The organism is Pseudomonas sp. JV241A (genome assembly GCF_900275665.1).
Taxonomy (GTDB): domain Bacteria; phylum Pseudomonadota; class Gammaproteobacteria; order Pseudomonadales; family Pseudomonadaceae; genus Aquipseudomonas; species Aquipseudomonas wadenswilerensis.
This window is the reverse complement of the sequence record NZ_OPYO01000029.1, coordinates 142,767-155,511: the sequence shown is the minus strand read 5'-3', so window position 1 is coordinate 155,511 and position 12,745 is coordinate 142,767. Positions and strand designations below refer to the sequence as shown.

9 protein-coding genes are annotated in these 12,745 nt (G+C 63.6%); 2 read left to right on the top strand and 7 right to left on the bottom strand.

Annotated features, from left to right (window positions below):
- Nucleotides 1-89: 89 nt before the first annotated feature.
- Nucleotides 90-2,681: a glycosyltransferase gene (locus JV241A_RS19145; RefSeq protein ID WP_115088397.1), complete on the bottom strand. Its 2,592-nt coding sequence runs from the start codon at nucleotides 2,679-2,681 to the stop codon at nucleotides 90-92.
- A 289-nt stretch (nucleotides 2,682-2,970) separates the two neighbouring features.
- On the opposite strand from JV241A_RS19145, the gene tcdA reads away from it, so the two are divergent.
- Nucleotides 2,971-3,792 (top strand): tRNA cyclic N6-threonylcarbamoyladenosine(37) synthase TcdA, encoded by an 822-nt coding sequence (gene tcdA, locus JV241A_RS19140; RefSeq protein ID WP_134064020.1) that lies wholly within the window; start codon nucleotides 2,971-2,973, stop codon nucleotides 3,790-3,792.
- On the opposite strand, the gene JV241A_RS19135 is transcribed toward tcdA, so the two are convergent.
- The 4 genes from JV241A_RS19135 to JV241A_RS19120 are packed head-to-tail and all read right to left on the bottom strand — an operon-like array spanning nucleotide 3,771 to nucleotide 6,877.
- Nucleotides 3,771-4,181 (bottom strand): SufE family protein, encoded by a 411-nt coding sequence (locus JV241A_RS19135; RefSeq protein ID WP_134064018.1) that lies wholly within the window; start codon nucleotides 4,179-4,181, stop codon nucleotides 3,771-3,773. The two genes, tcdA and JV241A_RS19135, sit on opposite strands and share 22 nt — an antisense overlap.
- The gene (locus JV241A_RS19130) at nucleotides 4,178-5,383 is read right to left on the bottom strand and encodes a cysteine desulfurase (protein ID WP_115088394.1); all 1,206 of its coding nucleotides are present in this window, start codon (nucleotides 5,381-5,383) and stop codon (nucleotides 4,178-4,180) included. Before JV241A_RS19130 ends, JV241A_RS19135 begins: the two co-directional genes overlap by 4 nt.
- 54 nt (nucleotides 5,384-5,437) lie before the next feature.
- Nucleotides 5,438-6,472, bottom strand: coding sequence for a 2,3,4,5-tetrahydropyridine-2,6-dicarboxylate N-succinyltransferase (gene dapD / locus JV241A_RS19125; protein ID WP_115088393.1), 1,035 nt, complete (start codon nucleotides 6,470-6,472; stop codon nucleotides 5,438-5,440).
- 42 nt (nucleotides 6,473-6,514) lie between these two features.
- Entirely contained in the window at nucleotides 6,515-6,877 is a 363-nt protein-coding gene (locus tag JV241A_RS19120; protein ID WP_115088392.1) for an ArsC family reductase, read from the bottom strand.
- 230 nt (nucleotides 6,878-7,107) lie between these two features.
- On the opposite strand from JV241A_RS19120, the gene JV241A_RS19115 reads away from it, so the two are divergent.
- Entirely contained in the window at nucleotides 7,108-8,754 is a 1,647-nt protein-coding gene (locus JV241A_RS19115) for a Na+/H+ antiporter (RefSeq protein ID WP_134064016.1), read from the top strand.
- A 67-nt stretch (nucleotides 8,755-8,821) separates the two neighbouring features.
- On the opposite strand, the gene dapC is transcribed toward JV241A_RS19115, so the two are convergent.
- Both dapC and JV241A_RS19105 read right to left on the bottom strand, forming a co-directional pair.
- The gene (gene dapC / locus JV241A_RS19110) at nucleotides 8,822-10,015 is read right to left on the bottom strand and encodes a succinyldiaminopimelate transaminase (RefSeq protein WP_115088389.1); all 1,194 of its coding nucleotides are present in this window, start codon (nucleotides 10,013-10,015) and stop codon (nucleotides 8,822-8,824) included.
- 23 nt (nucleotides 10,016-10,038) lie between these two features.
- Complete coding sequence (locus JV241A_RS19105) at nucleotides 10,039-12,738, bottom strand: [protein-PII] uridylyltransferase (RefSeq protein WP_115088388.1); 2,700 nt, start codon at nucleotides 12,736-12,738, stop codon at nucleotides 10,039-10,041.
- Nucleotides 12,739-12,745: the final 7 nt, after the last annotated feature.

Genomic DNA, 12,745 nt, shown 5'->3' with positions numbered 1-12,745 from the left:
GCTGGCAAGCCAGCTCCCACAGGTTGGGTGTTTACCCGTCCTGTGGGAGCCGGCCTTGCCGGCGAAAGGGCGGCAAGGCCGCCCCGGGGTCAGGAGGCCTGGGCCGGCTGTGCGGCATCCACCGGCTTGGGCAGCGACGACAGCATGGCCATGATCAGTGCCGCCAGGTACGGCAGCGACTGCACCAGCAGCATGGCCACCCAGAAACGCATGTCGTTGCTCGGCAGGCCCTGAACCAGGTAGATCCCGGCCGCCGCACCCCACAACAGCAACATGATGAACAGCTCTTCACGGGCTTCGGAAAGCGCCACCAGCAAACCATGGCTGTCGGCGTTCTTCGGCGTGCGGAAGAACGGGATGCTGCTGGTGAAGAAACCGTACAGCACCGCCTTGGCAATGGTGTGCGACAGGGCAAGGCCGGCCAGGGCCGCGGCGAAAGCGTCCTTGAGGTTCACGCCTACCGCACGGCGGTAGAGGAACACGATCTTGCCGACTTTGAAGACGAACAGCGCCAGTGGCGGAATGGCGAAGATCAGCAGCGGTGGGTCGACCCGTTGCGGCACGATGATCATCGCCGCCGACCACAGCAGGGCGCCGACGGTGAAGAAGATATTCATGCCATCGGCAATCCACGGCAGCCAGCCGGCGAGGAAGTGATAACGCTGGCCACGGGTCAGTTCCGAGTCCTTGCCGCGTAGCAGGCTTGCGGCATGGCGCTTGATGATCTGGATGGCGCCGTAGGCCCAGCGGAAGCGCTGCTTCTTGAAGTCGATGAAGGTGTCAGGCATCAGGCCCTTGCCATAGCTCTCGTGGGAATAGGCCGCCGAGTAGCCTTTCTCGAACACCCGCAGGCCGAGCTCTGCATCCTCGCAGATGCACCAGTCGGCCCAGCCCAGCTCTTCGAGCACCGAGCGCCGGGTCATGGTCATGGTGCCGTGCTGGATGATCGCGTCACGGTCGTTGCGGGTGACCATGCCGATATGGAAGAAGCCCTTGTATTCGCTGTAGCACAGCTTCTTGAAGGTGCTTTCGTTCTGGTCGCGGTAGTCCTGGGGCGATTGCACCACGGCGATCTTCGGATCGGCGAAGTGCGGCACCATGTGCTTGAGCCAGTTGCGGTCGACGCAGTAGTCCGAGTCGATCACTGCGATCACTTCGGCATCCTTGGCGGTGTGCGGGATCAGATAATTCAGCGCACCGCCCTTGAAACCGGCCAGGGGCGCGACGTGGAAGAACTTGAAGCGCTCGCCGAGCATCTCGCAGTGAGCCTTGATCGGCTCCCAGACCGCCGGGTCCTTGGTGTTGTTGTCGATGATCAGGACTTCGTAGTCCGGATAATCCAGCGCCGCCAGGGCGTTGAGGGTCTGTTTGACCATCTCCGGCGGCTCGTTGTAGCACGGCACATGCACCGAGACCTTGGGACGGTAGGCCGCGTCGGCCTGCACCGGCAAGAATTCCCGGCGGCGCTTGTGAATCCACACCGCTTCGGCCAGCTCATGGGCCTCGGTGAGCAGCACGATAAACACGCCGAGGGCGCCGAGGGCGAGCAGGAAGCCCACGGTCAGGCTGAACCAGGTGCTGTATTGCTGGCTGTAGTCGTAGCCGATCCACACCAGTACCGAACCGCAAAGGAAGGCGATAAAGGTCAGGAAGGTCCGGCCGCGCTGGCGCAGGGCCGAGCCGTCGATCAGCAGCAGGGTCAGCGAGAGCATCGCCAGTACCACCGAACCGACCGCCAGCACGCGCCATTGCGGAATGGCTACAACCGGGCCTTCAAAGTTGAATTTCTGCTGGCGCGCGGCATTGAATACGCCCCAGTAAGCGCCCACCGAGCCTTCGTCGCTGGCTTTCCACGGCTGGTCGTAGGCTTCGATGACAAAGTAGTTGTAGCCCTGGCGGTTGAGCTTGTTGACCAGGGTGCGCAGGTAGATGGCCTGGTCGGCCTGGGTCGCTTCGGCACCGCCACGCATGCGGCCGTTGCTTGGCCAGCCGACTTCAGACAGCAGCAGCGGTTTGCGTGGGAATTGTTGCTTGAGGTCGCGGGCACGGTCGAGGACGAACTGGCCGGCATCCTTCATCGGGATGAATTCCCAGTATGGCAGGATGTGCGCAGCCACCAGGTCGGCATGCTTGGCCAGCTCCGGATGTTCTTTCCAGATGTGCCATTGCTCACTGGTGGTCACCGGTACCTTTACCGCCGCGCGCACCCGGTCCATGTACTGGATCAGCGCCTCCGGGGTGATCTCCTTGCGGAACAGCGCTTCGTTGCCGACCATGACCCGCACGACACTGCGCGAGCTGTTGGCCAGTTCGATGGCTTTCTCGATTTCCCGCTCGTTGCGCTCAAGGTCCGGGCTGATCCACACCCCCAGGGTCACGCGCAGGCCGAACTCTTCGGCCAGGCGGGGAATCTCCGCCTGTGTGCCTTCCACCGTATAGATACGGATGCTGTCGGTCAGCTTGCTGAGCTGTTCGAGGTCCTGGCGCAGTTCGTCCTCGCTCGGGTACTGGCCCTTTTGCGGGCTCTCGCCCTGGCGGAACGGCGAATAGGAGAAACCGGAAATCTGCTCCGGCCAGTTGGGGGCGGAAACCGGGCGGTTGATCAGCGCCCAGAACCCGGTGAATAGCGCGGCGATGGCCATGACTATCACCAGGTTGATACCAAATTTACGCGATGACATAGATAGTTCGGGTTCCGAAAGGTGGAACGGGCGGGCGCCGGAGGGCGCGAATCCTGCGTGCGTCCTGTCCTGGCAATGTGAGAACAGGTCGGTGGCAGAAGATTGGATTGGCTTCAGGAGCTGAAGTTCTTAGCCCGTACTTTTGTCGTCCAAGTCTTTGGATTGCATGGGACATTAAAGCAGGATTACAACTACCTTTACCAATGCACGACTCAGGCGGCGGGTACAGCAGGGTGCCATCGCGTCGTAAGAGGCCTATAATACGCGCCGGTTTTTTCGGGGTTGGGCCATGAGTACAGAAGATCCACGCTTTGCCGGTGTCGCCCGGTTGTACGGTGACAACGGCCTGCAGCGCCTGCGCGAGGCCCACGTGGCCATCGTCGGTATCGGCGGGGTCGGCTCCTGGGCGGCCGAAGCCATGGCCCGTAGCGGCGTGGGCGAAATCTCCCTGTTCGACCTCGATGATGTCTGCGTCAGCAATACCAACCGTCAGTTGCATGCCCAGGAGGGCAATATCGGCCGCGCCAAGGCCGAGGTCATGGCCGAGCGCCTGCGGGCCATCAACCCGGCGTGCAAGGTGCATGCGGTGGTGGATTTCGTCACCAAGGAAACCCTGCCCGAGTACATCGGTGAGCACATCGACTGTGTGATCGACTGCATCGACAGCGTCATGGCCAAGGCCGCGCTGATTGGCTGGTGCAAGCGCCACAAGGTCACCATCATCAGCACCGGTGGTGCTGGAGGGCAGATCGATCCGACCCAGATCCGCGTCGCCGACCTGAACAAGACCTTCAACGACCCGCTGGCTTCGCGGGTGCGTTCGACCCTGCGTCGCGATTATGGTTTTTCCCGCACGGTGACCCGCAACTACAGCGTGCCCTGTGTGTTCTCCACCGAACAGCTGCGCTACCCCAAAGGCGACGGCAGCGTCTGCCTGCAGAAGAGCTTTGTCGGCGAGGGGGTTAAGCTGGACTGCTCCGGCGGCTTCGGCGCGGTGATGATGGTCACTGCAACCTTCGGCATGGTCGCCGCCAGCAAGGCGGTGGAAAAGCTTGTGGGCGGCGCCCGCCGCCCGTCCGAGCGCAAGGCTCAGGCGCCCGCGGCGAGCTGAGACATGCGTTGCAGCACGGCGTTCAGGCCGTTGCTGCGCGAAGGCGAGAGCTGGCGGCCCAGGCCCAGCTGATTGAACCAGGCGGGCAGATCCAGTTGCGCCAGTTCGGCGCTGGACAGCCCTTCGACCCGTACCAGCAGCAGCGCCAGCAAGCCGCGGATGATCCGCGCATCGCTGGCACCCTTGAAGCGCCACTGGCCGTCCTGCTGCTCGGCCACCAGCCAGACCTGGCTTTCGCAGCCATGAACACGATTGGATTCGGACTTTTCCTCTTCGCTCAAGGGCGCCAGACGCTCGCCCCATTGCATCAGCAACCGTGCGCGCTGTTCCCAGCCGGCCGCCTGTTCGAAGACATTCAGGGCTTCCTGTGCGGCCATCGGCAGGCTCATCGCAGCAACTCCAGGGCTTGATCCAGAGCTTCGAAGAAACGCTGCAAGTCGTCGGAGTCGTTGTACAAGCCCAGGGACACGCGGATCGCACCGTCCAGGCCGAGGCTTTTGAGCAATGGCATGGCGCAGTGATGGCCGGCGCGCACGGCGATGCCTTGTTCGGTGAGCATATGGGCCAGATCAGCGTTGTGCACACCGTCGACCACGAAGCTGGCCAGGGCCAGTTGCGGCTGGCCAAGCAGGCGGATGCCTTCGCGGTCGTTGAGGCCGCGCAGCAGATGCCGGTGCAGGCCGGCTTCATGCTCGGCGACCGCATGGGCATCGAGCCCCGCCAGGTAATCGAGACTGGCTCCGAGGCCGATCACGCTGGCAATCGGCGGGGTACCGGCTTCGAAGCCCAGCGGCGCCGGGCGAAAGCTGGCGCTGTGGTAGTCGGCGATCTGCACCATCTCGCCGCCGAATTGCCAATGACGCAGGCGCGCCAGGGCCTCGCTGCGGCCGTAGAGCACGCCGACGCCGTCAGGGCCATACAGCTTGTGGCTGGAGAATACGTAGAAGTCACAGCCCAGCTGGCGTACGTCATGACGGCCGTGGACCACGCCCTGGGCGCCATCGACCACGGTGAGCGCGCCCTGGGCCTGGGCATGGGCCAGCAGGGGCTCCAGCGGCTGCCAGGCACCAAGTACGTTGGACAACTGGCTGACCGCCAGCACCCGGGTGCGCGGGCCAATCAGTTGCAGGGCGATGTTGAGGTCGATCAGGCCGCGGCTGTCCAGTGGCAGCACCACCAGCTTGAGTCCGCGGCGCTGTGCCAACTGTTGCCAGGGCAGCAGGTTGGCGTGGTGCTCCAGGGCGCTAATGGCAATTTCGTCACCGGCCTCGAACAGCGGCTCAAGCCCATAGGCGAGCAGGTTCAGGGCCGAGGTGGCGCCATGGGTGAAGACGATTTGCTGGCTGTCGACGGCGTTCAGCCAGCCGGCGACCTTTTCCCGGCTGCGTTCGAAGGCTTGGGTCGCCAGGGCGCCGGGCAAGTGTTGGGCACGGTGCACATTGGCAGCACCATGGCCGTAGTAGTGGCTCAGGGCATCGAGCAGGATTTGCGGTTTTTGCGTGGTAGCGGCGCTGTCCAGGTAGGTCTGGTGCTGGCGTTGCAGGGCGTCGATGGCTGGAAAGTCAGCGCGCCAGGGGGAGGGCTGGAACATGATGATCGGACCTGAAAATCGGGCCTGGCGTTAGGCCAGACCCGATGGTACCACTTAGTTGTGGGCGTGCAGCGCTTCGTTCAGCTCGATGGCCGACTTGTGGGTCTTGCACTCCACGGCACCGTTCAGCGAGTTGCGGCGGAACAGCAGGTCGGTCTGGCCGGCCAGGTCGCGGGCTTTGACGACCTTGACCAACTGGTTGTTCTCGTCCAGCAGGTTCACCTTGGTGCCGGCAGTGATGTACAGGCCGGCTTCAACGGTGTTGCGGTCGCCCAGCGGGATGCCGATACCGGCGTTGGCGCCGATCAGGCAGCCTTCGCCAACCTTGATGACAATGTTGCCGCCGCCGGACAGGGTGCCCATGGTCGAGCAGCCGCCGCCCAGGTCCGAACCCTTGCCGACGAAGACGCCCGCGGAAACGCGGCCTTCGATCATGCCCGGGCCTTCGGTGCCGGCGTTAAAGTTGACGAAGCCTTCGTGCATGATGGTGGTGCCTTCGCCGATGTAGGCGCCCAGGCGTACACGGGCGCTGTCGGCAATACGCACGCCGGCAGGGACTACGTAATCGGTCATTTTCGGGAACTTGTCCACCGAGAACACTTCCAGCAGCTCGCCCTTCAGGCGAGCTTCCAGTTGCTGCTCGGCAAGCTCCGCCAGGTCGACGGCGCCCTGGCTGGTCCAGGCCACGTTCGGCAGCAGCGGGAAGATACCGGCCAGGTTCAGGCCGTGTGGCTTGACCAGGCGGTGCGAAAGCAGGTGCAGCTTCAGGTAGGCTTCCGGGGTGGACGTCAGCGCGGCGTCTTCGGCCAGCAGGGTGACTACCAGCGGCTTGTTGCTTTCGGCCAGGCGGGTCAGCAGTGCGGCCTGGGCAGCATCGACACCCTTGAGGGCTTCGGCCAGCTGGGCAGCCTGGCTGGTGCTGAAGGCGATCGCCTGGTTGCCGCCTTCATAGCCCAGGACCGGGGCGATGGCAGCGACCAGTTCGGCAGCCGGGTTGATCAGCGGTTGTGCGTAGAAGACTTCCAGCCAGGCGCCTTGACGGTTCTGGGTGCCGACACCGAAGGCCAGGCTGAACAGGGAAGTGGACATGCAGTTACCTCTTGCGAAATTGAATGAAAGCTCGGCGCCGGGTTACTGAAGGGCGGCCGCGTACAGATCAGGCTTGAAGCCGACCAGGGTCCGCTTACCGAGGTCGAGCACAGGGCGCTTGATCATCGACGGTTGGGCCAGCATCAGTTCGATGGCCTTGAGCTGGTCGAGATCGGCCTTCTGGGCGTCGTCTAGTTTGCGGAAGGTGGTGCCAGCACGGTTGAGTACTGTTTGCCAGCCATGTTCATTGCACCAGCGCTCAAGGCTCGCACGGTCAATGCCCTGGGTCTTGTAGTCGTGGAAATCGTAGCCCAGGCCCTGGTTTTCGAGCCAGGTGCGGGCTTTCTTCATGGTGTCGCAGGCCTTGATTCCATAAAGGTGCAATGGCGTGTCGCGTTTGGTCATGTCTTGCCCCCCTGGGAAAAAATGGTGAAGGATTATGCCATGGTCGGCGGCTTTGGGTTGGCGTTGCCACGGCTCTTTGTAGCATTGTGTTACAGGTTCTGGACGGTTCTGCGACTTTTGTGCAGCGGTGCGCCGGCAGCCTAAGCGGCTAATATGTCGTTTCAATGGCAATGCCGTGCCCAGCCCCGCATAAGTTATTGAATGCGTTTGAATTGAACAGGACTCGCTGAATGCAATCAGCCTACACCGTTCTCATCCTGCTGATGCTGGTGAGTGTTTCCAAACTGGTCGGGCGGATGATCCCGCTGCCCCTGCCGCTGGTACAGATTGCCGCTGGCGCCTTGCTGGCGTGGCCGACCCTGGGCCTGCACGTGGCCCTGGACCCGGAATTGTTTCTGTTCTTGTTCCTGCCACCGCTGCTGTTTTCCGATGGCTGGCGGATGCCCAAGCGCGACCTCTGGCGGCTACGCGGGCCGATCCTGACCCTGGCGGTCGGCCTGGTCCTGTTTACCGTAGTAGGTGCCGGCTATTTCATTCACTGGATCCTGCCCAGCATTCCTCTGCCGGTGGCCTTTGCCCTGGCGGCGGTACTGTCGCCCACCGACGCCGTGGCGGTCTCGGCAATCACCCAGGACCGCCTGCCGACGCCCCTGATGCACATGCTCCAGGGCGAGGCGCTGATGAACGACGCCTCGGGCCTGGTGACCTTCAAGTTCGCCCTGGCGGCGGCAATCACCGGCGTGTTCTCCCTGGCCGAGGCCAGCCTGACCTTCGTGCTGGTCGCCGTCGGTGGCCTGGCCATCGGTGTGGCCCTGAGCTGGCTGGTCGGCCGCCTGCGCGCCTGGATGATCGCCCGCGGCTGGGATGACCCGGCCACCCATGTCGTGTTCATGTTGCTGCTGCCGTTTGCCGCTTATGTGCTGGCCGAGCGCCTGGGTGCCTCCGGCATTCTCTCGGCGGTAGCGGCGGGGATGATGCAGAGCTGGCTCGACCTGCTGCCCCGGCAGACCAGCACGCGCCTGCTCAACCGCAGCGTCTGGTCGCTGCTGGAGTTCGCTTTCAACGGTCTGATCTTTCTGTTGTTGGGCTTGCAGTTGCCCGACATCATCAAGGCGGTGACCAGTCACGAAGCCTCGCTGTGGCCGACCTTGCTATGGCGCTGCCTGGATGTAGTGGCGATCTTTGCGGTACTGCTGGCCCTGCGCTTTATCTGGGTGCAGAGCATCTGGCGCCTGATTGGCGTGATCCGCCGCTGGCGCGGTAAAGAAGACCTGGTGCTGGTGCCCAACGCCCGTTCCTGCTGGTTGTTGACCGTCGGCGGCGTGCGCGGGGCAGTGACCCTGGCCGGTGTCATGTCGGTGCCGCTGTTGATCAGCGCCGGCAAGGACTTCCCGGAGCGCGATCTGCTGATTTTCATCGCTGCCGGGGTGATTCTACTGTCGCTGGTCGCCGCCTGCATCGCCTTGCCGCTGCTGTTGCGCGGTGTCACCAAAAGCCCGGATGACGCCCTGCGCCAGGAAGCCCAGGAGGCCTGGCGACGCACGGCCGAGGCGGCGATTCACGCGCTTGAGGCAGAAGATCTGGCCGAGGCCGGTACCCCGCTGGATGCCTCCCAGGCAGCGCTGGCGGCTGAACTCAAGGCGCGGTTGATGGCTGAATACCGGCATCAGCTCGATACCTTCAACGACAGCGCCGAAGCCCAGGCCCTGGCCGCGCAAATGGACCAACTCGAACGGCGCTTGCGCCTGCGCGCGCTGCGGGCCCAGCGTCTGGAGCTGTACAACCTGCATCGCCAGCATCAGATCGGTGATGACGTGGTGCGTCAGGTGCTGGGGGAGCTGGATATGAGTGAGGCGAATCTGGGGCCGGTGAAGTAAAGCATTGCGGGGCAAGCCCGCTCCTACCATCATCTGTGGGAGCGGGCTTGCCCCGCGATGGGGCCGTTTACTTCTGCAAGAACGCGCGAATCCGCTCGGCTGCTTCTACACACTCGGCCAATGGCGCTACCAATGCCATGCGCACCCGCCCGGCACCCGGGTTGACGCCATCCACTTCGCGCGACAGGTACGAACCCGGCACCACGGTCACGTGTTGGGCTTCGAACAGGTCACGGGTGAACGCGGCGTCATCGCCTGGCACCTTGGCCCACAGGTAGAAGCCGCCGTCCGGACGCTGAACGTCCAGTACCGGGGCGAGGATCGCCAGTACTGCATCGAACTTTTCGCGGTACAGGTCGCGGTTGGCCAGCACGTGTTCTTCATCGTTCCAGGCGGCAATGCTCGCCAGCTGGGTTTGTACCGGCATGGCGCAGCCGTGGTAGGTGCGGTAGAGCAGGAACGGCTTGATGATCTCGGCGTCGCCGGCCACGAAGCCTGAGCGCAGGCCCGGCAGGTTGGAGCGCTTGGACAGGCTGTGGAACACCACGCAACGCTTGAAGTCGCTGCGGCCCAGTTCCACGCAGGCGCTGAGCAGGCCCGGCGGCGGGCTTTGCTCGTCGAAGTACAGCTCGCTGTAGCACTCGTCGGCGGCGATCACGAAATCGTACTGGTCGGCCAGGGCAATCAGCTTTTTCAGGGTCTCCATCGGCACCAGGGCGCCGGTGGGGTTGCCTGGGGAGCAGAGGAAAAGTATCTGGCAGCGCTGCCAGGTCTCGGCCGACACCGCGTCGAAATCCGGGTTGAAGCCGTTGCTGTCCAGGCACGGCAGGTAGTGCGGGGTGGCGCCGGCCAGCAGGGCTGCGCCTTCGTAGATCTGGTAGAACGGGTTGGGGCTGATCACCAGGCCGTCGTCGCTGCGATTGACCACGGCCTGGGTGAAGGCGAACAGCGCTTCACGGGTGCCGTTGACCGGCAGCACGTGTTTGTCGGCATCCAGCCAGCCGGCCGGCACGCCAAAGCGTTGTTCGCACCAGCGGGTAATGGCCTGGCGCAGGGCCGGCAGGCCGACAGTGGTCGGGTACACGGCCATCTGCTTGAGGCTGTCGGCCAGGGCTTGGGCGACGAAGGCCGGCGACTCATGCTTCGGTTCACCGATCGACAGGGCAATGGCGCGTTTGTCCGCTGCTGGCTGAACGCTGCCGAGCAGCGCACGGAGTTTCTCGAACGGGTAGGGCTGAAGCTGGTTCAAAGCATTGTTCATCGGCGCAAGGTCTCGTCAAACGGTCAAATGGTCAGGCGGGTCAAAGGCACCCCGGTCGCCTGGTCGACGCGCAGTTGCTCGACGATCGCATCCTGCAGGCGGCTGCACAGTTGCGGGTCGGACAGGGGCTGGTTGTCGGCGTCGGTAATGAAGAACACGTCTTCGACCCGTTCGCCGAGGGTGGCAATCTTGGCATTTTGCAGCGACAGGTCGAACTCCAGGAAGATCTTGCCGATCCGCGCCAGCAGGCCGGGGCGGTCGGGGGCGCTGAGTTCGAGGATGGTCACCGGGCGCTGGGCATCGTTATGGATGGTCACCTGCGGGGCAAAGGTGAAGTGCTTGAGCTGGCGCGGTACCCGGCGCTGAATGATGGTCGGGTAGTCGTCGGGGTTGCGCAGGGCGTCGGTCAAGCCGTCGCGAATCTGCTTGACCCGCACGGGATTGTCGCCGATAGAGCCGCCATCGTTGTCGAGCACGATATAGGTGTCGAGGGTGAACTGGCTGCTCGAGGTGATGATCCGCGCGTCATGGATGTTCAGGTTGAGCTGGTCCATGGCCGCCACGGTCACGGCGAAGAAGTCGTGCTGGTCGGGGGCATAGATGAAGATCTGGGTGCCGCCCTCGAACTCGCGCTGGGTGGTTTCCTTGATCAGTACCAGTGGTCCGCCATCGGCCGGCTGCTGAAGGATGGCATCGCTGTGCCAGGCGACGTCGGCGGCGGTATGGCGCAGAAAGTAGTCATCGCCCAGCTGCGACCACAGTTGCTCGACGTCGTCCGGGTCGGTGCCCTCGCGAATGAGGATGTCCAGGGCCGCGCCCTGGGTCTGGCGAATCTGTTCTTCGCGGTCCAGCGGGTTTTCCAGGCCGCGGCGCAGGGCGCGCTTGGTCTCGGTGTAGAGCTGGCGCAGCAGGCTGGCGCGCCAGGAGTTCCACAGGCTCGGGTTGGTGGCGTTGATATCCGCCACGGTCAGCACGTAGAGGTAGTCCAGGCGGGTTTCATCGCCGACCAGTTGGGCGAAGTCGTGGATCACTTGCGGGTCGGAGAGGTCCTTGCGCTGGGCAGTGGTCGACATCACCAGGTGATGTTGCACCAGCCAGACAATCAGGCGGCTATCCCAGCTCGGCAACTGATGGCGTGCACAGAAGGCCTGGGCATCCACTGCGCCCAGCTCCGAATGGTCGCCCTGGCGGCCCTTGCCGATGTCGTGGTAGAGCCCGGCCAGGTAGATCAGCTCCGGCTTGGGCAAGCGGCCCATGAGCTTGCTGGCCAGCGGGAATTTCTCCGAAACCGGGGTGTACTGCAGTTTGCGCAGGTGCTTGATCAGGTTCAGGGTGTGCGCATCGACTGTATAGATGTGGAACAGGTCGTGCTGCATCTGCCCGATGATCAGGCCGAACTCCGGCAAGTAGCGGCCGAGAATGCCGTAGCGGTTCATTCGTCGCAAGTTGCGGTGGATACCGATCTCGCACTTGAACAGCTCGATGAACAGGCTGGTGTTGCGGATATCGTTACGAAAGTCGTCGTCGATCAGGTGCCGGTGTTCACGCAGCAGGCGAATGGTGTCGGCGCGCACGCCCTTGATTTCCGGGTGCTGGGCCATCAGCACGAAGATTTCCAGCATGGCGAACGGCGTGCGCTTGAAAACGTTGGTGCGCACTGCCTCGATATAGCCGTCGTGGAGCTGGAAGCGCGCATTCAGCGGCTGGGCGCTGCCGCTGTCGTCGTCCAGGATGACTTCTTCGAAGTGCTGGATGATCAGGTCGCTGAGCTCGGCGATGCTCATCACCACCCGGTAGTACTGCTGCATGAACTGTTCGATGGCGCGCTTGGGGTTCTCGTCGCCAAAACCGAGCAGGGCGGCGATGCTGCGCTGGTGATCGAACAGCAGGCGGTCTTCGGCGCGCCCGGCCAGCATGTGCAGGGCGTAGCGCACCTTCCAGAGAAACTCCTGGGACGAGGCCAGCAGGTTGTTCTCGCTTTCCAGCAAGAAGCCTTCGCCGGCCAGGGCATGCAGGTTGAGGGTGCCGTATTGGCGGCGGGCGATCCACAGTACCGTCTGGATGTCGCGCAGCCCGCCCGGTGAGCCCTTGACGTTGGGCTCCAGGTTGTACTCGGTGTCGTTGTACTTGTGGTGCCGGGCCTTTTGCTCGGCACGCTTGGCCAGGAAGAATTCCTTGCTCGGCCACATGTGCGCGGTGCTGGTCACCTCGAGCATGCGCTGGCGCAGGTGCTCGGGGCCGGCGATGGTGCGGCTTTCCATCAGGTTGGTGACAACCGTCAGGTCGGCGCGGGCCTGTTCGGCGCATTCATCGACTGAGCGCACGCTCTGGCCCACTTCCAGGCCAATGTCCCAGAGCAGGGTCAAAAAGCGTTCGATCGAGTCACGAAAGACTTCATGGTCGGCGCTGTCGAGCAGGATCAACAGGTCGATGTCGGAGTAGGGGTGCAGTTCGCCGCGCCCGTAACCGCCGGTGGCGATCAGGGCAATATCGGCGTCTTCGCTCCAGGTGAACTGATTCCAGGCCTGTTGCAGGATGTTGTCGACGAACCAGGCGCGGTCCTCGATCAGCCGGCGGATCTCGCGACCGCTGCGAAAACGGTTGTCGAGCACCTCGCCGGCCTGGCGGATGGCTTTCTTGAAGGCAGCGATGGGGCTTGCCTTGAGGGCCAGTTCCGCCTGGAACTGGCCGCGATCGAACAGCTCGGGATCCACCTGGGGCATCGAGAGG